This is a genomic window from Pseudoxanthomonas sp. SL93, assembly GCF_026625825.1.
Classification (GTDB): domain Bacteria; phylum Pseudomonadota; class Gammaproteobacteria; order Xanthomonadales; family Xanthomonadaceae; genus Pseudoxanthomonas_A.
In genome coordinates this window covers 874,975-897,752 of sequence record NZ_CP113065.1, presented here as the reverse complement: position 1 = coordinate 897,752, position 22,778 = coordinate 874,975, and the positions used below count along the sequence as shown (strand labels likewise).

General features: G+C 67.7%; 25 protein-coding genes and 2 tRNA genes. 4 read left to right on the top strand and 23 right to left on the bottom strand.

Going from position 1 to position 22,778, the window contains the following annotated elements; translation table 11 throughout:
* Positions 1 to 40: 40 nt before the first annotated feature.
* From OVA13_RS04170 to OVA13_RS04070, 21 genes are all read right to left on the bottom strand, one after another.
* On the bottom strand, positions 41 to 481 hold the full coding sequence (locus OVA13_RS04170) for an excinuclease ATPase subunit (RefSeq protein ID WP_267792549.1): 441 nt from the start codon (positions 479 to 481) through the stop codon (positions 41 to 43).
* A 108-nt stretch (positions 482 to 589) separates the two neighbouring features.
* Entirely contained in the window at positions 590 to 1,129 is a 540-nt protein-coding gene (locus OVA13_RS04165; RefSeq protein ID WP_267792548.1) for a hypothetical protein, read from the bottom strand.
* Positions 1,126 to 1,581: an ApeA family protein gene (locus OVA13_RS04160; RefSeq protein ID WP_267792547.1), complete on the bottom strand. Its 456-nt coding sequence runs from the start codon at positions 1,579 to 1,581 to the stop codon at positions 1,126 to 1,128. The genes OVA13_RS04165 and OVA13_RS04160 overlap by 4 nt, the downstream gene beginning before the upstream one ends.
* A 24-nt stretch (positions 1,582 to 1,605) precedes the next feature.
* The gene (locus OVA13_RS04155; protein ID WP_267792546.1) at positions 1,606 to 2,847 is read right to left on the bottom strand and encodes a beta-ketoacyl-ACP synthase; all 1,242 of its coding nucleotides are present in this window, start codon (positions 2,845 to 2,847) and stop codon (positions 1,606 to 1,608) included.
* A complete protein-coding gene (gene fabG, locus OVA13_RS04150; RefSeq protein ID WP_267792545.1) occupies positions 2,844 to 3,578 on the bottom strand; it encodes a 3-oxoacyl-ACP reductase FabG in 735 nt (244 codons plus the stop codon). The genes OVA13_RS04155 and fabG overlap by 4 nt, the downstream gene beginning before the upstream one ends.
* The gene (locus OVA13_RS04145) at positions 3,575 to 4,030 is read right to left on the bottom strand and encodes a hotdog family protein (RefSeq protein WP_267792544.1); all 456 of its coding nucleotides are present in this window, start codon (positions 4,028 to 4,030) and stop codon (positions 3,575 to 3,577) included. The genes fabG and OVA13_RS04145 overlap by 4 nt, the downstream gene beginning before the upstream one ends.
* Positions 4,031 to 5,221 carry a beta-ketoacyl-ACP synthase gene (locus OVA13_RS04140; protein ID WP_267792543.1) on the bottom strand — a complete coding sequence of 397 codons (1,191 nt, stop codon included), beginning with the start codon at positions 5,219 to 5,221 and terminating at the stop codon, positions 4,031 to 4,033.
* Complete coding sequence (locus OVA13_RS04135) at positions 5,218 to 5,766, bottom strand: ApeN family LolB-like membrane protein (RefSeq protein WP_267792542.1); 549 nt, start codon at positions 5,764 to 5,766, stop codon at positions 5,218 to 5,220. Before OVA13_RS04135 ends, OVA13_RS04140 begins: the two co-directional genes overlap by 4 nt.
* Positions 5,754 to 6,986 (bottom strand): NAD(P)/FAD-dependent oxidoreductase, encoded by a 1,233-nt coding sequence (locus OVA13_RS04130; RefSeq protein WP_267792541.1) that lies wholly within the window; start codon positions 6,984 to 6,986, stop codon positions 5,754 to 5,756. The genes OVA13_RS04135 and OVA13_RS04130 overlap by 13 nt, the downstream gene beginning before the upstream one ends.
* On the bottom strand, positions 6,983 to 9,316 hold the full coding sequence (locus OVA13_RS04125) for an ApeM family transporter (protein WP_267792540.1): 2,334 nt from the start codon (positions 9,314 to 9,316) through the stop codon (positions 6,983 to 6,985). Before OVA13_RS04125 ends, OVA13_RS04130 begins: the two co-directional genes overlap by 4 nt.
* 28 nt (positions 9,317 to 9,344) lie before the next feature.
* Positions 9,345 to 9,998 (bottom strand): outer membrane lipoprotein carrier protein LolA, encoded by a 654-nt coding sequence (locus OVA13_RS04120; RefSeq protein ID WP_267792539.1) that lies wholly within the window; start codon positions 9,996 to 9,998, stop codon positions 9,345 to 9,347.
* Positions 9,995 to 10,426 carry an acyl-CoA thioesterase gene (locus OVA13_RS04115; protein ID WP_267792538.1) on the bottom strand — a complete coding sequence of 144 codons (432 nt, stop codon included), beginning with the start codon at positions 10,424 to 10,426 and terminating at the stop codon, positions 9,995 to 9,997. The genes OVA13_RS04120 and OVA13_RS04115 overlap by 4 nt, the downstream gene beginning before the upstream one ends.
* On the bottom strand, positions 10,416 to 11,969 hold the full coding sequence (locus OVA13_RS04110; RefSeq protein ID WP_267792537.1) for an HAL/PAL/TAL family ammonia-lyase: 1,554 nt from the start codon (positions 11,967 to 11,969) through the stop codon (positions 10,416 to 10,418). The genes OVA13_RS04115 and OVA13_RS04110 overlap by 11 nt, the downstream gene beginning before the upstream one ends.
* Positions 11,950 to 12,897: a lysophospholipid acyltransferase family protein gene (locus OVA13_RS04105; protein WP_267792536.1), complete on the bottom strand. Its 948-nt coding sequence runs from the start codon at positions 12,895 to 12,897 to the stop codon at positions 11,950 to 11,952. Before OVA13_RS04105 ends, OVA13_RS04110 begins: the two co-directional genes overlap by 20 nt.
* Positions 12,894 to 13,685: a glycosyltransferase family 2 protein gene (locus OVA13_RS04100; RefSeq protein WP_267792535.1), complete on the bottom strand. Its 792-nt coding sequence runs from the start codon at positions 13,683 to 13,685 to the stop codon at positions 12,894 to 12,896. The genes OVA13_RS04105 and OVA13_RS04100 overlap by 4 nt, the downstream gene beginning before the upstream one ends.
* Positions 13,675 to 15,363 (bottom strand): ApeI family dehydratase, encoded by a 1,689-nt coding sequence (locus tag OVA13_RS04095; protein ID WP_267792534.1) that lies wholly within the window; start codon positions 15,361 to 15,363, stop codon positions 13,675 to 13,677. The genes OVA13_RS04100 and OVA13_RS04095 overlap by 11 nt, the downstream gene beginning before the upstream one ends.
* Positions 15,356 to 15,898, bottom strand: a complete 543-nt coding sequence (locus OVA13_RS04090; protein ID WP_267793624.1) for a COG4648 family protein — start codon at positions 15,896 to 15,898, stop codon at positions 15,356 to 15,358. Before OVA13_RS04090 ends, OVA13_RS04095 begins: the two co-directional genes overlap by 8 nt.
* Positions 15,899 to 15,927: 29 nt before the next feature.
* Positions 15,928 to 16,182 carry an acyl carrier protein gene (locus OVA13_RS04085; RefSeq protein ID WP_267792533.1) on the bottom strand — a complete coding sequence of 85 codons (255 nt, stop codon included), beginning with the start codon at positions 16,180 to 16,182 and terminating at the stop codon, positions 15,928 to 15,930.
* An 11-nt stretch (positions 16,183 to 16,193) separates the two neighbouring features.
* Positions 16,194 to 16,454: an ApeE family acyl carrier protein gene (locus OVA13_RS04080; RefSeq protein WP_267792532.1), complete on the bottom strand. Its 261-nt coding sequence runs from the start codon at positions 16,452 to 16,454 to the stop codon at positions 16,194 to 16,196.
* On the bottom strand, positions 16,421 to 17,239 hold the full coding sequence (locus OVA13_RS04075; protein ID WP_267792531.1) for a lysophospholipid acyltransferase family protein: 819 nt from the start codon (positions 17,237 to 17,239) through the stop codon (positions 16,421 to 16,423). The genes OVA13_RS04080 and OVA13_RS04075 overlap by 34 nt, the downstream gene beginning before the upstream one ends.
* Complete coding sequence (locus OVA13_RS04070; RefSeq protein WP_324288270.1) at positions 17,232 to 17,969, bottom strand: beta-ketoacyl synthase chain length factor; 738 nt, start codon at positions 17,967 to 17,969, stop codon at positions 17,232 to 17,234. The genes OVA13_RS04075 and OVA13_RS04070 overlap by 8 nt, the downstream gene beginning before the upstream one ends.
* A 140-nt stretch (positions 17,970 to 18,109) precedes the next feature.
* Between OVA13_RS04070 and OVA13_RS04065 the strand changes: the two genes are divergently transcribed.
* The 3 genes from OVA13_RS04065 to OVA13_RS04055 all read left to right on the top strand — a co-directional run bounded on the left by OVA13_RS04065 (position 18,110) and on the right by OVA13_RS04055 (position 18,773).
* A tRNA-Ala gene (locus tag OVA13_RS04065) sits at positions 18,110 to 18,185 on the top strand.
* Positions 18,186 to 18,240: 55 nt separating this feature from the next.
* Positions 18,241 to 18,316 (top strand) — tRNA-Glu (locus OVA13_RS04060).
* A gap of 229 nt (positions 18,317 to 18,545) precedes the next feature.
* Entirely contained in the window at positions 18,546 to 18,773 is a 228-nt protein-coding gene (locus OVA13_RS04055) for a hypothetical protein (protein WP_267792529.1), read from the top strand.
* Positions 18,774 to 18,793: 20 nt separating this feature from the next.
* Here OVA13_RS04055 and OVA13_RS04050 read toward each other — a convergent pair whose 3' ends face one another.
* Both OVA13_RS04050 and OVA13_RS04045 read right to left on the bottom strand, forming a co-directional pair.
* Complete coding sequence (locus OVA13_RS04050; protein WP_267792528.1) at positions 18,794 to 19,279, bottom strand: DUF1249 domain-containing protein; 486 nt, start codon at positions 19,277 to 19,279, stop codon at positions 18,794 to 18,796.
* Between the two features lie 117 nt (positions 19,280 to 19,396).
* Positions 19,397 to 20,218 carry a posphoenolpyruvate synthetase regulatory kinase/phosphorylase PpsR gene (locus OVA13_RS04045; RefSeq protein ID WP_267792527.1) on the bottom strand — a complete coding sequence of 274 codons (822 nt, stop codon included), beginning with the start codon at positions 20,216 to 20,218 and terminating at the stop codon, positions 19,397 to 19,399.
* Between the two features lie 151 nt (positions 20,219 to 20,369).
* Here OVA13_RS04045 and ppsA point away from each other — a divergent pair, with 151 nt between their 5' ends.
* Positions 20,370 to 22,760 carry a phosphoenolpyruvate synthase gene (gene ppsA, locus OVA13_RS04040; RefSeq protein WP_267792526.1) on the top strand — a complete coding sequence of 797 codons (2,391 nt, stop codon included), beginning with the start codon at positions 20,370 to 20,372 and terminating at the stop codon, positions 22,758 to 22,760.
* Positions 22,761 to 22,778: the final 18 nt, after the last annotated feature.

Genomic DNA, 22,778 nt, shown 5'->3' with positions numbered 1-22,778 from the left:
CAGGGGTGCACCCGGTGATGCACCGGGTGCACCCTTGGAATCACTTGACCTTGGCGTAGGTCGCCTTGAAGGCGACACCGCTCATGATGCCGCCTGCATGGCATTCGTAATTGGTGGCGCTGCGGAACTCGTTCTTCTTGAAGTAGCTGACGATGTCGATGACCGCATTGGCGCCGCGGTCCTTGGCGCCTTCCTGCAAGGCCTTCAACGCGGACAGCGCCACCCAGCGGCAGGATTCGGCATCGGACTTGCCCACGCCATTGGTCTTCTTGTTGGTCACGTCCTCACCGAAGCGCGACACCACGGCGGGCGTCTTCTGGCCGGCGAGATAGAAACGCACGCTGCCGTCGATGCCGGCGGCCTTGGCTTCGGGTGAATTGACCAGTTCCTGGAACGGCAGTTCGACGCGGGTGTCGGCGGCCATCGCATGGGGCGTGGCGATCAGCAGGAAGGTCAGGCCGGCGGTGAGGAAGGATTTCATGCAAGGCTCCTGGTGGTGGAAAGGGCGGCGGCGCCGCGCCGGGCAGCAGCTTGCCGGCCCGGGTGTCTGGCTGTCGTGCAGATCGCTTCGGGCGCCCGCACGGAGGGTCTACTGGATGGGGGGCACGTCCTCTTCCGGACCGATCTCGATGACGGCCTGTTCGTCGGCGAACTGGACCCTGTAGTCGCCGCGACGCAGCCATGCGGCCGTATCCGCCGCCAGCGCATCGCTGATCTTGGCCAGCGACGAGCAACCGCCGCGGAACAGCGTCATCGTCTGTCGGTAGGGCTGGTACTGCCCGATGAGCTTGCCGTCCTGGAAAAGTTCCGCCCGGATCATCGCCCACTTGGGGCCGGAGAATGCGCCACCCTCGGCGCTGCGCATGTTCATGATGCGGATGCGCAGGGTGCGGCCGGGCAATGTCCCGAGATCCTGGTCGGTCAGTTCGACCAGGCCTTTCGAATATTCGACCAGATGTGCAGGAAGTTCGGCCGCCCAGTCGCATTCCTTCATGAACTCCGGATACCCGGCGTACCCGTCGCGCAGCACGATCGTCGGGCTGGTGCGGATGACATCACTGGCTATCGCCGGCCCTGCGAGCGCGGCCAGGCACAGGGCCAACGGCAGACGCCAGCGGGCATCGCTCATGGCGTGGCCGCCTGGGCGGCATCGGCGGCGTCCTGCTGATGGAAGACAGGCGAATTCTGGATGTCCAGTGCCAGGTTGCGGATCCAGCGGTTGTAGTTGCCGTGGATCTCCGCCGTGCCCCGCTTGACCTCGTAGTTCATCTCCTTGCTGGAGACGTATTCGATCTTGAACCCGTTGGCGTCGTAGCGGACCGCGACGATCACCTCGTGGGTGCGCGGCGCGTAGCGCAGCGTGACCTTGCCGGGCTCGCTGTCGGCGACCGTCCATCCGCGCGTCTTGCCTGCATGGATGATCGCGGCCTTGATGCGTGCGGCGGTGGGCGCAACGCCGTTGGTCGATTCCACGCGCTCGTAGGCGGGAACCACCATCGGATCCTGCTTGCCCGCCAGGACCGGCAGGCTGGCCGCTGCCAGCATGAGCGCGAACAGCAACGAAACGGAACCCTTCTTCATTCTTCCCCCTGTGGATGTGGAACGTCAGGCTTTCCAGCGCTTGAAGATCAGCGACGTGTTGATGCCGCCGAACGCGAAGTTGTTGCTCATCACGTAGTCGGTCTGCAGTTCCCTGCCCTCGCCGGTGATGTAGTCCAGGTCGGCGCAACGCGGATCGCGTTCGTCCAGGTTCAGCGTGGGGGCGAACCAGCCCTCGCGCATCATCTCGATGCTGATCCACGCCTCGTATGCGCCGCACGCCCCCAGCGTGTGGCCGACGTAGCTCTTCAGCGAACTGATCGGCATGCGGCTGCCGAACACCGCGGCGGTGGCGGCGGTTTCGGCGATGTCGCCATGATCGGTCGCCGTGCCATGCGCGTTGACATAGCCGATGGCGTCCGGCGACAGCCCGGCATCTTCCAGCGCCAGGCGCATCGCCTGCGCCATGGTGTCCGCGCTGGGCTGGGTGACGTGCTGGCCGTCGCTGTTGGTGCCGTAACCGACCACTTCGGCCAGGATGTCCGCCCCGCGCGCCAGCGCATGGTCCAGTTCCTCCAGCACCAGGGTGCAGGCGCCCTCGCCCAGCACCAGCCCGTCCCGATTGGCGTCGAACGGACGCGGCGTACTGGCCGGCTCGTGGTTGCGCACGCTGGTGGCGAACAAGGTGTCGAACACCGCCGCCGCCGTGGCGTCCAGCTGCTCGGCGCCGCCGCCGATCATGGCGATCTGCTTGCCGTTGCGGATGGCCTCGTACGCCGAGCCCACGCCCTGGCTGCCGGACGTGCAGGCACTGGACGTGGTGATGACGCGGCCGGTCAGGCCGAAGAACACGCCGATGTTGACCGGCGCGGTGTGGCTCATCATCTTCAGGTACGTGGTGGCGTTGATGCCTTCGGTGGTGTGGTGGTTCAGCATGCGCCCGAAGTCGCCCACCGCTTCGTGGCTGCCTGCGGAAGAGCCGTACGACACGCCGACACGACCGCTCTTCAACACCGGGTCGCCCAGCAGGCCGGCCTGCGCCAGCGCCAATTCGGTGGCGCGTACCGACATCAGGGCCACGCGGCCCATGCTGCGGGTGGTCTTGCGGTTGTAGTGCGCCGGCAGTTCGAACGGTTCCGCCGGGGCCGCCAGCCGCGTATTGAGCCCTTCGTACTTGTCCCAGTCGGCGATGTGCTGCACGGCGTTGCGGCACTCACGCAGCCGCAGGTGCACGCTGGGCCAGTCGTGGCCGAGCGGACTGATGGTGCCTGCGCCGGTCACCACGACGCGTCGGTCGATGCGGCTCATCCGACCAGCCCCCCGTTGACCGAGATCACCTGGCGGGTCACGTAGGACGCCTGCGGCGACAACAGGAAGGACACCACGGCCGCCACTTCCTCCGGCCTGCCCACGCGCTTCATCGGAATCATCTTCAATGCTTCGTCCACGATCTCGCCACTGACCATCTCGGTATCGATCAGGCCCGGGGCCACGCAGTTCACGGTGATCCCGCGACTGGCCAGTTCCAGCGCCAGCGCCTTGGTCGCACCGATGATGCCGGCCTTGGCCGCGCTGTAGTTCACCTGGCCACGGTTGCCCACCAGGCCCGACACCGACGACAGCGTGACGATGCGTCCTGGCTTGCGGCGACGCACCAGCGGCATCACCAGGGGATTGAGCACGTTGTAGAAGCCGTCGAGGTTGGTCCCCAGCACGGCGTCCCAGTCCTCCCCGCTCATGGCGGGGAATGCGGTGTCGCGCGCGATGCCGGCGTTGCAGACCACGCCGTAGTAGGCGCCGTGTTCGGCGACGTCGGCCTCCAGCGCCTGTGCGGTCGCCGCGCGGTCGGCCACGTCGAACGCAAGCACGCGTGCCTCGCGTCCCAGCAGTCGGACCTGTTCCACCACGGACTGCGCTTCCTCGACGCGGCTGCGGCAATGCACGACCACGTCGAACCCGTCCTGCGCGGCGCGCAGCGCGATCGCGCGGCCGATGCCCCGGCTTCCCCCCGTCACCAGGACTGTTGAATCTCCCCTCATGCCTGCACGCTCTCCAGATAAGCCATGGCGTCCGGTGGCTCGAACACCGATACATTCGCGGTTGCCAGTTCTTCGCCGTCCCCCAGGATGCGGCAACTGAACATGCCCAACCCATTCTCGCCCAACAGCTCGCGGGTTGCCTCTACCCTGAGCAGGGTTCCCGCGGGGAAGTAAGGGGTGGTGCTCTGGTAGCGGCGGGTGCCCAGCAGGAAGCCGACCGAAGGCTCGCGCCCCGCGCGCCGCGCATGGCAGCCCGCCCACGCGGCGATGGCCTGCGCCATGTATTCCACGCCCACCCACGCGGGTACGCCGTCGTCATGGCTGAACGGCCCCTCCTCGGGCACGCGCAGTTCCACCGCGACGGTGTCCTCGTCCCAACCGACCAGGCGATCCACCAGCCGCATCGTGCCGCGATGCGGCACCACGCGTTCAATGTCGTACAGCGTTCCCATTCACCCGGCTCCGAACAGCAGCACGGCATTGCTGCCGCCAAATGCAAACGAATGACTCAGCACGTACTGCAGCGGTTTCGCTGACCGCATGCCGGGTGCCACGAAGGCAAGCGCCGGCAGCGCGGGGTCGCGCTCGCCATCCCACCATTGCGGCGGCAGGCCCGCCTGTAGATTGTCGACCATCGCCAGCCAGCACAGCCCGGCCTCGATCGCGCCGGCCGCGCCCAGGGTGTGGCCGGTCAACGGCTTGGTGGAACTGACCGGCACGTCCAGCCCGATCGTCGCCGCCACCGCACGGCTCTCCATCGCGTCGTTCTGCGGTGTCGCGGTGCCGTGCAGGTTGATGTAGTCGATGCCGCTGGCCGCGATGCCAGCACGCCGCAACGCTTCGTCGATGGCCGCGATGGCACCGATGCCCTGTGGCTCCGGCGAAGACACGTGATGGGCGTCCGAACTCTCGCCCCAGCCCGCCAGCCGCACCGGCCCAGGCTCGCGCGTCATCAGGAACAAGGCCGCACCCTCGCCGATGTTGATGCCGTTGCGATGACGCGAGAACGGATTGCAGCGGGCTTCCGAAACGGATTCCAGCGCACTGAAACCGGACACGGTGAAACGGCACAGCGAATCCGCGCCGCCGCAGATGACCGCATCCACCGCGCCCGCACGCAGCAGCCGTGCTGCCGAGGCCAGTGCCTTGGCGCTGGACGAACAGGCGGTGGAGATGGTCCAGGCCGGACCGCGCGCGCCGGATTCGGCGGCGAGGAAGCGCGAGGGCGCACCGATTTCCTGCTGCAGGTAGTGGAACCCCGTCGGCCAGCGACCCTGCTGGTGCAGGTGCGTCATCGCATGCTCGGCTTCGCCGATGCCGGAGGTGCTGGTGCCGACGACGATCGCCACCCGGTCGGCGCCGTAGCGCCCGATCGAGTCGCGAACCGCGGCCTGGATCTGCCGGTATGCGGCCCGCAGCAGCGCGTTGTTGCGGCCGTGGCGTTCGACCGGATGATCGTCCAGCGACGGCAAGGACTGCGTCACCGCACCCAGCGACAAAGCGCGGCCGACGATGACGTCATCGTGCATCGCCACGCCGCGCGGGCTGTCGCTTGCGAGCATGGAAGCACGCACGTCTGCCTGGCCGTTGCCAAGCGAGCAGACGATGCCCAGTTCATTGAGAAAGACCGGCGCGCTGCTCACGGACTGTCGCCTCCGTCGTCCACCGACTCGATGACAAGTTCATAGCCTTCGGCGTGGTTGCGCAGGTGCAGGGTGGCCGCATCCACGCGCGTGCGCGACAACCACGTCCGCCCCTCGTGTTCGAGTTCGCGCACATTTCCCTGCTCGGTGACCTGCCAGCCCGGCGGCAGTGCGGTGCGGATGGCGTCCAGGGGCCACAGGCTGAACTGCAGGTCGTCCAGCACGCGTTCGCCGCGCACGCTGGCCGGCAGCCATGCGGCGCGCTGCTGGGTCAGTTCCCTGCCGTCCCACTGCAGGCGCACGCCGGACTGGCCCATCGCCTGCACCACCAGCCGCACTTCGGCCGCATCGACTTCCAGCAGGGCGTCCAGCTCGCGCTGGTGCGCTCCATGGCGGAAAACCAGGCGCTGCTGCAATGCCAGCTCCTGCCCCAGCGAGGCCGGCGACAGGCGCAATGCCGGCAGCGCGACCGCCGGTGCGGGCGGCGACGTCGCGCAGCCGGCCAGCAGCAGGACCGCCATCAGCAGGGCGATCAGCCGGTGCACAGCTGCTCCAGCACCTGCAGGCGTCGCTGGGTTTCGGCGACGTAGGGGTTCTTCCTGTCCCAGGCGTAACCGGCCAGGATCGAACAGATCATGCGGCGGATGTCCGGCTGCGGATCGGGATGGAAGATGATCCGCTGGAAGCCCCCGGCATACCAGGATTCCACGAAGCGTCGGAATGTCTGCACGCCGCCGCGCAACGGCACCGCGAAGTCGGCCTCCCAGTCGACCGTTTCGCCGGCGTAGTGGCGGCGCAGGCAGTCGCTGGCCAGCTGCGCGGACTTGAAGGCGATGGTGACGCCGGACGAGAACACCGGGTCGAGGAATTCGCCCGCGTTGCCGAGCAGCGCATAACCCTCGCCCCACAGCGAACGCACGTTGGACGAGTAGCCGGTGATCTGGCGCACCGGCAGCACAGCCCACTCGGCGTTCTTCAGCAGGCGCGTCAGGTTGGGGTCCTCGCCGACGATGGCCTGGAGGCGCTCGAGCTCGGTGCCAGCGTAGCGGTCCAGGAACGATTGCTCCGCCACCACGCCCAGCGAACAGCAGCCGTTCGAAAACGGGATGGTCCAGTACCAGACGTCCACGTGTTCCGGATGCGTGGTGATCAGGATCTTGTTGCGGTCGAAGCCGGCCTCGGCCGGGATGTGGTCGCGCACGTGGGTGAAGATGGCACCGCGCACCGGGAAGTTGGACGGCGATTCCAGCTTCAGCAACCGCGGCAGCAGGCGCCCGAAGCCGCTGGCATCCAGCATGAAATCCGCTTCGATCGCATACACCTCGCCTTCCGGCGAACGCACGGTGACGCGCGGGGTGGTGCCCGGTTCGGCGGAGAGCACTTCGTGCCGGTACCGCACTTCCGCACCCATGCGCTCGGCGCCCTTCGCCAGCACGTGGTCGAAATCGGCCCGCTGCACCTGGTAGGTCGTGCCCCAGCCGGGCGAGAATTTGTCGCGGAAGTCGAACTCGGTGGTGCGCTCGCCGCGCACGAACGCGGCACCGTTCTTGTACTGGAAGCCGGCTTCCACCACATCCTGCAGCAAGCCGGCAGCCTCGATGTATTCCATGCTCTGCGGCAGCAGGCTTTCGCCGATGGAAAAACGCGGGAACTGCTCGCGCTCCACGATCAGCACCTTGCGCCCCTGCTGGCGCAGCATGGCCGCGGCCACCGAGCCGGCCGGGCCGGCGCCGATGATCAGGATTTCCGTACGTTCCGTCTTCATGCTGCTGGGTTTCCGTTCACGGGATGCGGTTCCGGCGAAGGCCGGAACAAGGGGGAGATCAGCCAGACCAGGCCGATACCGAAAAGCAGGGTCAGGCCGAAGCCGCGCAAGGCCGGGGTGGCCGACAGGCCCAGCAGGCCGAACGCCAGCCAGGTGCTCGCCGCGCCCACGCACACGGCCAGCCAGGCGCTCGCGTCGCCGCGGTGTTCCACCAGGAAGATGCCGTAGTCGATGCCCATGCCCAGCAGCAGCATCAACGCGAGGATGTTGAACAGTTGCAGTGGCTGGCCCAGCCAGCCCAGCAGCGCCACCGTCAGCACGCCGGCAATGACGGTGGGCGCGAACACGCGCCACGCCTGGCCGCGATAGCGCGCGTACAGCACGCCGAACACCAGCACCACGCCCGCCAGCAACAGCACCGTCATCATGCGCCGATAGTGCTTGAGCAGGCGCGAAAAATCCGCGGTCCTGTCCACCCACCGCACACCCTGCAAGCCCTCTGCCCGGGAAGACAGCAGCGCCGGGGCTTCCGCGCGCGACAGATCGTCCACCATCACCACCGAGGCCTTGCCCTGCCCGACCGTGCCCAGCCAGAGGTGGCGGGCAGGCTGCGAAGCCGATGAAGCCAGGAAGCTCTGCATGTCGAGCGGCGCAGGGGCGAAGCGACCGCGCGACAGGGGTTCGCCGACTGCGCCCCCCACCTGTTGCAGTACCGATGCCTCGATGCGCGCGGTAAGCCCCGCGTCCGCGGCCTGGCGTTGCTGCGAAGGGAGCCAGTCGCTGATGGCACGGTAACCACCGATGCGCCCGGCATCCACCAGCGGTGCCAGGCGGGCGACGAGCGCTTCCTCGCGCTGGAGCACCTGCTCGGCATCGCGTCCCTGCACGAGGAAGAACTGCGCGGGGCTGGGCATGCCCAGCAGGCGACCGACCTCGCGCTGCTCGGCGATCAGCGAAGCCGGCGACGATTGCAGGCTGCGCAGGTCGTCGTTGCTGCGCACCAGCAGCAGGCCGGGCACACCGACACCCACCACGACGGCTACCGCCACCCAGGCCGCGCGACCGCGACGCAGGCGCGGCCAGTGATCGAGTGTTCCGCCCAGCCACTGCGAGAAAAGGGTGGTGCGCACGCGGCCGCCGTCCAGCCAGGGGAATCCGAGGATGACGGTCAGGAACGCCGACGCCAGCCCCACCACCGAGAACAACGCCATCTGCCGGAGCCCCGGGAACGGCGCCAGACCCAGCGCGAGGTACGCCAGCGCACTGGTGAGCAGCGCCAGCCACAACCCCGGCAGCAGGTGGCGCAGCAATGCCCAGCGCCGATCCTGCGGCGCGGCTTGTCGCGACGCGAACCAGTGGATGCCGTAATCCTCGGCCACGCCGACCAGGCTCGCACCGAAGATCAGGGTCAGCAGGTGCACCTTGCCGAACACCAGCGTGGTCACGGTCAGCGCCACCGCGCAGCCCACTACCAGGGACAGCGCCACCAGCAGCAGCGGCCGCAGCGAGCGGAACGCCAGCCAGACCAGCAGCAGCACCGCCGCCAGCGACCCCCACCCGATCGTATTCACTTCGCGACTGGCCTGCACCGCCGCGGCCTCGGCATGCAGCGGCACGCCGGCATTCAGCACGCGCAGCCCGGGCGCGGCCTCGCCTGCCGCCTTCGCCGCGCCATCGAGAAGGTGCCGGATGCGTGGCTCGCCATCCAGCGAGAACGCCGAGCCCCGCGTGGTGAACTGCAGCACCGCCCAGTGCCGGCCTTCCGCCTGCAGCAGGCCGTCCTGGTCCAATGAAAGCCCCGCGCCGCGCGCGCGTGCCTGCCACCAGTGCGGCCACAGTCCAAGCGGGTCGTTGTGCCATTCGGTCAGCCGCGGCGCACCCATCGGGCCATACAGGCCTGCCAGTGCCGACTCGGCCAGCGCACCCGTGGGAGTGGCAGCCAACTGCTCGCGCTGCGCCGCCGTCAGCAGCCGATCACGGTACGGCGCGTAGAACCCCCGCGCCTGACCGAACCAGTCTTCCGGGGACTCCCCTTCCACGAGGGGAAGCGTCGCGCCACCGGCCGCCGCTGCCACATGGCGGCGGAACGCATCTCGTGCGCGCAGTGCCGAGCCGGCCGAGGTCGCACCCAGCATCACCACCACCTGGCGTGAACTGGCATCCGCGATGCGCCGGGTGACGTCCGACAGCAGGGGATCGCCGGCTTCCGGCAGCAGCGCCAGCACATCGCTGTCGATCCGCGGTTGCTGCCAGAAACCCACCTGGTGCCAACCCACCGCGACCAGCACCAGCAGCCACGCGACGCCCAGCCAGCGCCAGCCGCGCAGCACCTGATCTCCCTCCGCCGGTGTCGCCCGTTCAGTCAAACCGTGCGGCCTCGTCACTGGACAGGCGAGCCGGCGTCTCGCCGAGCGCACTGAAGACCAGGTGCGTGCGGTCGCCGTTGGCTTCCTGGATGGTCACGTCACGGACGTAACGGTCGCCCTGAAGCTCGATGCGGCTGAAGGCATTCGCCAGCGCCGCGGAGCGCGGTACCAGCGACATGCGCCAGGCGTTCTTCGGTTGCAGCTCCACCTGCACGATGAACGTACCGGTAAGCGCTTTCACGTCGCCGCTCATCAACGCGAACATCATCGCGTTGACCGAGCGCAGGGCCGGCTGCTGGCGCGCGTCCACTTCCACGCGGCTGCTGCCGTCGCGCTGGCGGCTGACGATGCGCTCGCGCGTCAGCACCAGTTCCGACGGGAACGGCTTCAGCGTGGTCCAGACCACGCCCTTCTCGCGCGCCAGCACGAACATTCCCTGTGAGCGCAGCGGGTTCCTGAAGCCACTGACCTGTTTTTCCTGCTGGAACTGCCCACGCAACACCGGCACCTGCGCCACGCGCTGCTGTACCTGTGCAAGCGCATCGCCTGCCTGTGCCTGTGCGTGCGCTGCGCCCGTGGAGAGCAGCAGCGACACCAGCAGTCCCGCCAGGCCGCGGCGCAGGACGCCACCCCGTTTCCGTGTCATGGACGTTCCACTCCCAGCTTTTCCCAGAGGATTGGCGGGCAGATGTAAAGCATTTCGCCTGAAGCGGCGTCGACCGCCACCTGGATGGTGTGCGCCCGCGTCAGCACCTGGTCATCGGCCGCATTGCGGATCTCGTAGTCGATCTTCAGCCGGTTCTCCCATTCCACGATGCGGGCCACCACCTTCAGCGGCTGCGCGTACAGCAGCGGGCGGATGTACTTGATGCGCGCATCCACCACCGGCCACAGGTAGCCGGAATCGCGCATCTGCGGATAGTCGTAGTCATGGCGCTGGAGCAGCGCGCAGCGGGCGATCTCCAGGTACTTGAAATAGTGCCCGTGCCAGACCACCGCCATCGCGTCGCAGTCGTGGAAGGCCGGGCTGAGCGCCACCTCGGCCGACAGGTCGCGTGCGCCGTCAACCGGCATAGACGGGCCAGCGTTGTTCACGGATGTCCACCAGCAGCTGGCGCAGCTCGCCGTCCAGCGCGCGGTCCTCTTCGATCAGGGCGATCTGCTCGCTCAGCGCGGCGTACATTTCCGCCAGGCCATCGCGCAGGTCCGAGTCCATGCCGACGCGCTGGCGAAGCGCCAGTCCCTGCCGCGCGGCGATCAGCATGCCGGCCACCACCTGTTCGGTCAGCTCGATCACGCGCAGGCAGTCGCGCGCGGCGATGGTGCCCATGCTGACCTTGTCCTGGTTGTGGCATTCGGTGGAGCGCGAAAAAACCGAAGCGGGCATGGTCAGCTTCAAGGCCTCGGCCGTCCACGCGGACACGCTGATCTGCAAGGCCTTCAGGCCATGGTTGATGGCCGCGCGCGGGCCGCTGGCGCCGGACAGGTTGGCCGGCAGGCCATGGTTGTAGCGTGCATCCACCAGCAGGGCCAGCTGGCGGTCCAGCAGGTCGGCGACGTTGGCCACGGCGTTCTTCATCGCGTCCATGGCGAAGGCGATGTGCCCGCCGTAGAAATGTCCGCCATGCAGGATCTGCTCGCGCTCCGGGTCGATCAGCGGATTGTCGTTGGCGCTGTTGAGCTCGGTCTCGATCAGCTGGCGGAAGAACGGCAGCGCATCCTCCAGCACGCCGATCACGTGCGGCGCGCAGCGCAGCGAGTAACGGTCCTGAAGGCGCTGCTCATTGCGGGGCGGGCGATCGCTGTGCAGGTCCTCGCGCAGGCGCTGGGCCACGCGCGACTGGCCAGGATGAGGCTTGGCGGCGAACAGCACCGCGTCGAAGTGGTGCGCGTTGCCGGCACTGGCCAGCACGTTGAAGGCGGTGAGGCGGGTCGCCAGTCGCGACAGGTACTCAGCACGCTGGAAGGCCAGGCATGCCAGCGCCGTCATCACGGCGGTGCCGTTCATGATGGCCAGGCCTTCCTTCGGCCGCAGCGTGAGCGGCGCCAGGCCGATCTCGGCCAGCGCATCGGCGGCGGGCCGGCGGCGACCGCCATGCATGACCTCGCGTTCCCCGCACAGCACGGCCGCCACGTACGAGAGCGGCGTCAGGTCGCCACTGGCCCCGACGGAGCCTTCGGCCGGAATCAGCGGCAGTACGTCGTGCCGCAGCAGTGCTTCCAGCCCTTCCAGCAGGGGCAGGCTGACGCCGGACATGCCACGCACCAGCGACGCCAGCCGCGCGGCCAGCACGGCGCGCGTCTCGGCCTCGTCCAGGAAACGTCCCAGCCCGCAGCCATGGTAGGTGTACAGATGCTGGGGCAGCTCGGCGACCAGGGCCGGCGGGATGTTGACCGTGCAGGAATCGCCGTAGCCAGTGGTCACCCCGTAGATGACGCCTTCTTCCTTCAGCAGGCGGTCCAGGAAGTCCGCGCCACGGGCGATGCGCGCGCGGAAGCCGGGATCCTGCGAGAGGCGCACGGGCACGGCGCGGCGCGACAGCGCCACCACGTCCTCGATACGCAGCGTGGCGTCGCCGAACACCGGCGGCGTGGGGTCATGCGGGGCGGGTGTCATGCGTTACCTGATCCCAGAAGGGGTAGAAATTGAACCAGTCATAGGGCGACTGGCGGACCTGTACTTCCATCCACTGCGCGAACTGCACAGCGTAGCCGGTGAGCGCCGCGTCGCGCGAACCCCGCGGCAGTTCGATGCGTTCGGCGAAGTGCTCGAAACGCACCACATAGCCATCGTCACGGTGCGTGCATGCCATGGTGAACACCGGGCAGCGCAAGGCGGCGCCCAGCACGTACGCGCCGATGGGGAGGCGCGCATCGTGGCCCAGGAAGGACGCGGTGACGCTGCGACCGCCGCGCAACGGCACCCGGTCGCCAGCGATGGCGACGAATTCACCGCGGGCCACGCGTTCAGCCAGCTTCACCGCATCCGCCGGCCCCAGGTCGGTGACCTGCAGCAGCTCGACCCGGCTGCCCGCATCCAGCCGGCGGATCAGGCGGTTGAACTGTTCGGCGTGGCCGGTGTGCACCAGCGCGGTCAGGCGGAAGCCGGGCACCTGGTCCGCCATGACCTGGCAAAGCTCCAGGCAGCCCAGGTGCGCCGTGATGATCAGCCCGCCCTGCCCGCTCCTGACCCGCTCCAGCACACCGTGCCGTTCCATGTGCACGCGATCGGCCGGATAGCGCTGGCCCAGTGCGAGGATCTTGTCGAGCAGGGTTTCGGCGAACATCGCGAAATGCTTCAGGCTGTGCCGCCAGCCGGGTGTCGTGTCGAACACGCCGGCATCCGCCTGCAGGCGCCGCAGGTACTCCAGTGACGCCTGCCGCGCCGTGCGGTTTGCCAGCCAGTGGAACAGCACCACCGGGTACACGCACGCGCGGAACGGCCAGCGGCCCAGCCAGCGGTGCACCCAGCACAGCAGCAGGATGCCGCCGACCGAGGTCGACTCGCCGATGTCCGCCCAGTGCTGGCCCTGCTCGCGGCTCACGCGCCCGTTCTCCCCGCCAGCCGGCGGCGGAGCAGCCGTGGCAGGCGCCACACCATGCCGAAGAACAAACGGGTATGCATGCGCGTGATGCGCACGTTGTCGCGCCAGACATCGAAGTGCGACACGCCGTCCAGCGGATAGGTCACGCGGGTGGGCACGTTCTGCACGCCGATGTCGCGCCAGTACAGGCGCACCAGCACTTCGACATCGAAATCCATGCGCTTGCCGATGGTTTCCTCGTCCATCAGGGTCAGCACCGGTGCCAGCGGGTACACGCGGAAACCGCACATCGAGTCGCGGATCGCGAACGACAGCGTGTTGATCCAGACCCAGACATGGGTCAGGTAGCGGCCGTAGAGGCGGCCCTTCGGCACGCTGGCGTCGTATTGCGGCGTACCGCAGATCACCTGCGCGGGCAGCTGTCGCGACAGCGACAGGAAGCGTGGAATGTCGCGGGGGTCATGCTGGCCGTCGGCGTCGATCTGCAGCACATGGGTCGCACCAAGTCGCGCCGCTTCGGTGAATCCCGCCAGCACCGCGCCGCCCTTTCCCTGGTTGACGGCCAGCCGCAGCAGCCGGACCCGTGGTGCATGGCGCTGCGCGAGTGCATCCAGTACCGCGGCGCAGGCGGGGCCCGAGCCGTCATCTACCAGAAGGCAGGTGTTGCCCGTCGCCAGCACGCCGTCCACCATCGCGCCGATGGCGTGTTCGTGGTCGTACACCGGGATCACCACCAGCGGCACGAAGCCGGTCCCCTGCGCCGGCAGGGCCTGGACGTCATTCGTCATGGCCGAACACCACGCGTCCGCTGGCATGCGGGCCATGCACCGAGACATAGCGGAAGGTCAGCGTATGACGCTCCGCCTGCCATTCCATGTCCAGCTGCACCACGTCGCCGGGACGCGCCACGCGCTGGAATTTCAGCGCCTCCATGCGCACGAAACGGCGCGGCACGGCGAAGGCTTCGCGTGCCAGCTGGATGGCCCAGTCCAGCTGCGCCACGCCCGGCAACACGGCAGCTTGGGGGAAGTGGCCATCGAACACTGCCAGCGACGGGTCCAGCGCCAGCTCCACATGCGCGCGGGTGGCTCCACGCACGGTCCAGTGGGGCGTGGGCCGTTCGGGACGGAACAGCGCCGTCAGCGCAGCGTCTGTGACCTTGCCCTGCGCGTTGACCGGCATCGCATCGATGAAGCGCCAGCGGCGCGGGCGCGTCACCGCGTCATGGCTCGACGACAGATGCGCCCCGAGCCGCTGCGACAGACGGCGTCGTGCCGCGGCGTCCTGCATGTCGGCGGCGTCGCCCTGCGGCACCACCACGGCGGCGAGCGTCGTGCGCGCGCCTCCCAGCAGGAGCACGCGGGCCTCGCACACCTGCGGATGCGCACGCAGCTGCGCCTCCAGGGCCTCCAGCGACACGCGTCGTTCCTCGACCTTGACGATGCGATCCGCACGCCCCAGCAAGCGGAAACCGCCCCGCTCGTCCGCTTCCGCACGATCCTGGCTGCGCCACCATGCGGCGCCGGGCAGATGCGGCGACGAGACTTCCAGCACGCCGTCGCTCAGCCGCCAGTCCACCCCGGGCAACGGTCGCCACACGGGCTGCTCTTCGTCCCAGCGGCGCCACGCGATGCCGCCGGTCTCGCTGCTGCCCAGGATCTCGGTGGGCGGCGTGCCCAGCATGCGGGCCGCGTCCAGCGCAGCCTCGGCAGGCAAGGCCCCGCCGGACGAGAACACGGCGCGCAAGCGTCCATGCAGCGAAGCCCACGGAAGCTGCGCCGGCATGCGTTTCAGGTGGGCCGGACTGGCCACCAGGACGGCATCACGCGCCTTCATCGCCGCCAACAGATCTTCGGGGAAGAAAGCACGCGGCACGATGGCGCGCCCGGCCGCGAGCGGCCACAGCACGCGGAACAGCAGGCCGTAGATGTGCTGGTGCGAGACGGTGCCATGCACGGCCGCATCGCCGATGCCGGCCCCCAATGCGGATTCCAGCGCCACCACTTCGCTGGCCAGTTGTCGCAGGCACTTGCGGATTGCGCTGGGTTCGCCGGTGCTGCCGGAGGTGAAGACGACCAGTTGTGTCGCTTCGCCATCCAACGCAGCCAGCGGCCCCGCGTCTTCCGTCAGCAACGGCGCACGCACGGGCTGCGCACTGGCCTGCCAGTCGCCGGCAAAGCCGGCCACCTGCGCCACCAGTCGCGACTGCGTGCCGGGCAAGGCATCACCCGCCAGGACCACCGTCTTGCCGGCGTGCCACGCGCCGTAAAGCGCGGTGGCGAATTCACCGGCATCTTCGAAATGAAGTGCCCACGCCGCGCCCGGCAACGCAGCGAACAGCGCATGCCAGTCCCGCACGCGCTGCCGGAAATATGCGTGGTCGCGGGCATTGCCGTCCGACAGCACGAATGCGCGATCCACGACGGGGCGCAGCGCGACTTCTTCCAGCGGGATCCACTCAGCCATGCCGGTGGGCCGCCTTCACGCGCTGGCGCACTAGCCATTCGCCGGCGAAAAGCAATCCGATGAGCGCGTACGCCAACAGGCCGTTGTAGAGCGCCCACACGCGGTCCGACGCCCACAGGGCGGTGGCGAATGCCAGCGTGCCGTTCACGACGAAGAAGCCGCACCATACCTGCGTGACGCGGCGCGTGTAGGCCACGCCATGCGCCGGCAGGTCGGGTTCACTCAGGCGCGCGATGCGCTCGATGGCCGACGGCGGAAACACCAGACTGGTGGCGAACACGCCCAGCATCACCACGTTGACCAGCGCCGGATACAGCTTGAGCGGCAACGCGTCGTTGAACAGGGTGGCCAGCAGCGCCAGCAAGCCGGCGCCGGCCGCGGCCACCAGCCAGACCGCCTGGCGCGTGGCGACCGCACGCAGCAGCGCCAAGGCGAACAGCAGCAAGGCCAGCCAGCGGGGTTCGAAGCGTCCCAGCGCCCAGTACACCACCAGCGGATAAGCCAGCGACAAGGCCAGCAGCACGGTCGCACGCACCCGGTTCAAGGGCAGTACTCCGGCGCGGCTCAGGCGGCTTCTTCGCGGATCAACCCGTACAGCACGTCCACGATGTCCTGCACCGTGCGCACCGCCTTGAAGGCATCGGGCTGCAGGTTGCGGCCCAGCAGCGGCTTCAGCTGCACGATCAGGTCCACCGCGTCGATGCTGTCGATGTCCAGGTCGTCGTAAAGGCGTGCCTCGGGCGTGATGCGTGCCGGCTCGATCTCGAAGCTGTCATGCAGGATCGTCACGATCCGGTCGAAAAGTTCGTTCTTGGTCATCTTGCCGGAACCTACTGCTTGCTCTGCGAAGCCACGAAGTCGGCCAGTGCGCGGACACTGGAGAAATGGCGACGCGTCTCCTGCGAATCGGCCGACAGGCTGACGCCATACCGCTTCTGCAGGGCCAGGCCCAGTTCCAGCGCGTCGATGGAGTCCAGTCCCAGGCCTTCGACGAAAAGGGGCGCCGCCGCGTCGATGTCCTCCGGCGCGATGTCTTCCAGCGACAACGATGAAATGATCAATTCCTTGATCTCGTGCTCAAGTGCCTGCACGTGGTGGCTCTCCCCGCGAAATGATTGGCTAGATGTTCCGTGAGGCGCCGGGCTGCCAGCGCCTCTCCCCCTGCCTGCGGGTCCACCCCCTCCGTTCCGTTCAGGAACGGGGCGATCGGCAGGTCTTCCTGAACATCGATCACCATATGAAACCGCGTCGGCGGCACACGATACCACTTCTCCCCTTTGCCCAGCGTCAGCGGCTTACATGTGATGTGGACGGGGGTGATGTCGAAGCGTCCGCGCACCGCGATATTGGCCGCGCCCCGCTGCAGCTTGAGGGGCTGCCCGGGCGTCGTCCGGGTGCCTTCCGGGAAGATCACCAGGTTGCCCCCCGCCCTCACCGCTGCGATGCAGTCCTCCACCAGCCCCGCCCCGTCGTCATTGGCCACGTAACCAGCCGCGCGCACGGGACCGCGCATGAACGGATTGCGCGCCACGGCCGACTTCACCACGCAATCCGCATTCGGCAACAGCGAAACCAGCAGCACCACGTCGATCAGCGTCGGATGGTTGGCCAGGACAAGCAGACCGTCCCGCTGAAGCCGGTGCCGTCCCCGGATCTCGTAGGTCATGACGCCCAGCACCCGCATCCATTCGACGAAGAGCCCGAAGCTCCGTTGCACCACGCGTCGCACGCGTCTCTGGCGCGTCAGGTCATCGTGGATGAACCACTGCATGGGAGGAATGACGAACACCCGCAGGAACAGCCCGCCCAGCCCGAAGGTCAGGAAACTGATGCCGGTGCCGATCACCCGCCAGGCGTGGTCCAGTCGATCACCCATGCCGCTGCCAGCGCCAGTGCAGCCCATCTTCCGACAACTGCAGTTCCCTTTCCTCACTCAACAGGAAACGCAGCACCTCGAGTCCATGCGGCAGGCCGGCACCGGGCGTTGGCGGGGCGGCGGGCGTCCCGTTCCAGTCGAGCTGCAGGTGGGCGCCCTCCGCGCCACGCGGAGCCAGCCGCCAGCACCAGGCAAATCCGGCATCGGGTTCGTCGGCGAAATCGCCATAGATGGGCGGCAGCGGCGCGTCGTAGACGACCACGCGCACCTCGCTGGCGCCGTCCGCGAGCAGGCCGGCCGCCTCCACGCAGGCCGCCTCCGCGGTGGCCTTTCCGCCTGCGACCGCCAGGTAATTGCCACGCGCGCCATGGATGATCGAATACAACGCCGCGATCGCATTGTGGACGGACAGCCCGAACGTGGTCGGCGACAGCGGCTCTTCGCGGGCCAGCGCATCCAGCAGTTCCATCGAACGGGCCACGTCGCCATGCCGCGAAGCAAACACCAGCGGCGCACCTTCGTCCTGTGCTTCCCGGCACCAGCAGGCGGTCTGGATGGCCATGCGGCCCAGGCGTTCGATGCGCCGTCGCTGCATCGCAGGCACCTCCGGCAATGCAGGCGTCTCCTCGCCCGTCGGACGCCATGGCGCACGCGCCCACGCACGCCATGCGTCCTGATCGGTCAGGCCCGGCGCCCATGCGGCCCATTGCTTCACTGTAAATCCGATCATCCGCGTGCGCAGGCCTTGTCGTTTCCAAGCCGGCTATTTCAACCTGTCTGCACCTTGTCACGCCAGTTGTGAAAAAAAACGAAAGCAACGCTTGCGCATCGCAAAAGGGCTGGCTATCATTTCGCTCCTGCCAGCGACGTGGGGCCATAGCTCAGCTGGGAGAGCGCCTGCATGGCATGCAGGAGGTCGGCGGTTCGATCCCGCCTGGCTCCACCACTTTTCCGGACATTAGGCCGTCCGGGATTGAAAACCTGGCAACGTGTTTCACTGCGTCCCCATCGTCTAGAGGCCTAGGACATTACCCTTTCACGGTAGCGACCGGGGTTCGAATCCCCGTGGGGACGCCACTCTTCATCAGACAGGCCCGGGAAACCGGGCCTGTCTGTTTTTGCGTCGCCGGAACCGTCGCGCCGGCGCCCGTTTGCCCGGGTAATTCCCCTTTCGCACGGCTTTACAAGAATCTCACCCGGAATGCCGTAGAAGCGGATCGGACAGCCTGCATCTTTTCTCCCTGCCGGCACGTCATCCGAGACGGGTGTGGTCGAAAGTGGTGCCCCTTTACCTGGAGCCTGCGTCATGACGCACGATGCACTTGCCGATGAGCTGGTCTCGCAACTTCCCATCAATCGCGACACGCGGTGGACCCCCGGTTCGCTGGGGCTGGACGATGCGGCCTTCGATGCGGTCGCCCAGCGCCTGCTGGAGCTGGAAACGATGGGCTCGATAGATGTGATGAACCTGTCGCGCGACGCGAACAGCGGGCTGCGCCGCTTGAATGCCATCCGCTTCATGCGGGTGGCCTGACAGGCAGCCTGCCCGTTCCGTCAGGCGACGTCGCGCCGGACCGCGTCCACGGGGCGCAGCGTGGCGACGCCATGGCCCTGTTCGGCCAGGTATTCCAGCCATTTGCCGAGGAACGTGTTCATGCGCATGCGGTGGCTGATGACTTCGGCCGGCGGCGGATACAAACCGATCACGTCCTGCCAGCGGCGCCCCACGTAGCAATGCGTGGCTTCGGCCTGTAGCGCATCCCGGTAGAGGCGCACGAACGCCGACGGGTCGGGTTCGCCGGTCAGCGGGTCGCAGATGTCGTAGGTGAGCCGCAGTTCCACCGTGTAGCGGTGCGTCTCGATCACGTCCAGCCGCAGGTCCAGCCCATCGCCGATGGAGGACAGATAGCTGCCCGCCTGGAGATTTTCCGGCGAGAACAGCCGGATCAGCCGCGCATGGTTCTCGGCGTAAAGCGCCATGAGCCAGCCGAACCGGCTGAGCCGGGGGATGCGTGCGGTGCGTGCGAGGGCCTGGGACATGGCTCGATGCTACACGTGCACGCCGCCTTGCGGCAGCATTGACGCGACGGTGCGTGCGGCCTAAGTTAAGGGTTCCCCGGACGTACGCGTCCGGCGCGTCGCAAAGCCCCTCTCCCGTCAGTACATGTCCCGCTGCAGGCCCAGCGTGGACAGCACCTTGCTGGAAATTTCCTCGATGGACTTGTTGGTGGTGCTGAGCGTGGGCAGGCGTTCCACCTGGAACATCGCCTCGGCCGCGGCCACTTCGCGCTTGCACGTTTCCATCTTCGCGTAGCTGGAGTTGGGGCGGCGTTCCTGGCGGATCTGGTGCAGGCGGTCCGGATCGATGGTCAGTGCGAACAGCTTGCGGCGGTAGGGACGCAGGCGCATCGGCAGGCGGTCCGTCTCCAGGTCGCCATCGGTCAGCGGATAGTTGGCCGCGCGGATGCCGTAGTGCAGAGCCAGGTAGACGCAGGTAGGCGTCTTGCCGGCGCGCGACACCGCCACCAGGATCACGTCGGCCTCGTCGTAGTTCACCGCCATGCCGTCGTCATGCGTCAGCGCGAAGTTCATCGCATTGATGCGACGGTGGTAGGTCTCGAAATCCACCAGCCCGTGCGCCTGGCCCACGCGCGACTGCCGCTGCTGGCCCAGTTCCCGCTCCAACGGCTCGATGAAGGGCGCGAACACGTCCAGCATCAGTGCCCCGCTCTCGGCCAGGTGCGCACTCAGCGCCGGGTCGACGCAGGAATTGATGACGATGGGCCGGCTGCCAAGCTTCTCGCCGGTGCGACGGATGCGGTCGGCCGCGTCCCTGGCCTTCTCCTCGTCGTCCACGAAGGAAATGCGGTCCGTCTGGAAGCGCATTCCGGCGAACTGAGTCAGCAGGCTGTGGCCGATGGTCTCGGCCGTGATACCGGTGCCATCCGATACGTAGAACACCGGGCGCAGGTCAGACATGTCCGCCGGTTCCGTGCTTCACCATGAAAACCCCCATCAGATCAAGCTTGTCTGCAATTGGTATGCACTGCATCATATCGCTTCTTTCCCCATGGACACGGCCCCACGCCGATGGTCATCGGCGCGATGCGGGCCGCTTCGGAGCATTCGCTTGAACGAGAACATCCTGTGGCTGCACGAACTGCGCCTGGCCGATCTGGCCCGCGTGGGCGGCAAGAACTCCTCCCTGGGCGAGATGATCGGCCATCTTGCGGGTCTGGGGGTTTCGGTGCCGGGCGGCTACGCCACCACCGCGGAGGCCTTCAAGGCCTTCATCGCCCACAACGACCTGTCCAAGCGCATCTTCGACAAGCTGGCCACGCTGGACGTGGAGGACGTGCCCGCCCTGACCGCTGCCGGCGGCGAGATCCGCGGCTGGGTGATCGACGCACCCCTGCAGCCTGACCTGGATGCGGACATCCGCAGCGCCTACGCCAAGCTCTGCGCCGACAACGGCGGCACCGACATCGCGGTGGCCGTGCGCTCTTCGGCGACGGCGGAAGACCTGCCCGACGCGTCCTTCGCCGGCCAGCAGGAAACCTTCCTCAACGTCACCGGCGCCGACGATGTGGTGCGCAAGGTGAAGGAAGTCTTCGCCAGCCTCTACAACGACCGCGCCATCGCCTACCGCGTGCACCATGGCTTCAAGCACGAGGATGTGTTCCTGTCCGCGGGCGTGCAGCTGATGGTGCGCTCCGACGTGGGCGCATCGGGCGTGCTGTTCACGCTGGACACCGAATCGGGCTTCCGCGACGTGGTGTTCGTCACCTCTTCCTTCGGCCTGGGCGAGATGGTCGTGCAGGGCGCGGTGAATCCGGACGAGTTCTACGTCTACAAGCCCACGTTGAAGCAGGGCAAGCCGGCCATCCTTCGCCGTTCGCTGGGCAGCAAGCTGCTGCGCATGGTCTATTCGGACCAGCCCGGCGAGCGCGTGAAAACCGAAGACACCCCGGCCAACCTGCGCAACACGTTCTCCATCACCGATGCCGACGTGCAGGAACTGTCGAAGCAGGCACTGACCATCGAGGCGCATTACGGCCGCCCGATGGACATCGAGTGGGCGAAGGACGGCGTGACCGGCAAGCTGTTCATCGTGCAGGCCCGCCCGGAGACGGTGAAGTCGCGCGGCAAGGCCACGCAGATCGAGCGCTACGCGCTGGAGGCGCGTGGCGAGGTGATCGCTGAGGGTCGCGCCATCGGCCAGAAGATCGGCAGCGGCATCGCCCGCGTGGTGCGCTCGCTGGACGACATGGCCCGCGTGCAGCCGGGCGACGTGCTGGTGGCCGACATGACCGACCCCGACTGGGAACCGGTGATGAAGCGCGCCAGCGCCATCGTCACCAACCGCGGCGGCCGCACCTGCCACGCCGCCATCATCGCGCGCGAGCTGGGCGTGCCTGCCGTGGTCGGCACCGGCAACGCGCTGGACCACATCGCCGATGGGCAGGAAGTGACCATCAGCTGCGCAGAAGGCGACACCGGCTTCATCTATGCCGGCATCCTGCCGTTCGAGCGCACGACCACCGACCTGGCCTCGATGCCGGAAGCGCCGCTCAAGATCATGATGAACGTGGCCAACCCGGAGCGCGCGTTCGACTTCGGCCAGCTGCCCAACGCCGGCATCGGCTTGGCGCGCCTGGAGATGATCATTGCCAGCCATATCGGGGTGCATCCGCTGGCGCTGCTGGAATACGACCGCCAGGACCTGGATGTCCGCCGGAAGATCGACGCCAAGACCGCCGGCTACGCCGACCCGGTCAGTTTCTACGTGGACCGCCTGGCGGAAGGCATCGCCACCATCACCGCCTCGGTCGCGCCGCATCCGGTCATCGTGCGCCTGTCGGACTTCAAGTCGAACGAGTACGCCAACCTGATCGGCGGCACGCGTTACGAGCCCCATGAAGAAAACCCGATGATCGGCTTCCGCGGCGCCAGCCGCTATGTCGATCCGTCGTTCGAGCCGGCGTTCGCGCTGGAATGCCAGGCGGTGCGCCGCGTGCGCGACGAGATGGGCCTGGACAACCTGTGGGTGATGATCCCGTTCGTGCGCACGCTGGAGGAGGGCCGCAAGGTCATCGAGGTGCTCGCCAAGCACGGCCTGCGCCAGGGCGATGGCGCTGGCGATGGAAAGCCGGGGCTGAAGATCATCATGATGTGCGAAGTGCCGTCGAATGCCCTGCTGGCCGACGAGTTCCTGGAGATCTTCGACGGCTTCTCGATCGGTTCCAACGACCTGACCCAGCTGACGCTGGGGCTGGACCGCGATTCCAGCATCGTCGCCAACCTGTTCGACGAGCGGAACCCCGCCGTCAAGAAGCTGCTGTCGATGGCCATCAAGGCGGCACGCGCCAAGGGCAAGTACGTCGGCATCTGTGGCCAGGGTCCGTCGGACCATCCCGACCTGGCCGAGTGGCTGATGCAGGAGGGTATCGAATCGGTGTCGCTCAACCCCGACACCGTCGTCGATACCTGGTTGCGCCTGGCCAAGCTCAAGGCCGCCTGATCACGGCGGCGACAGCCC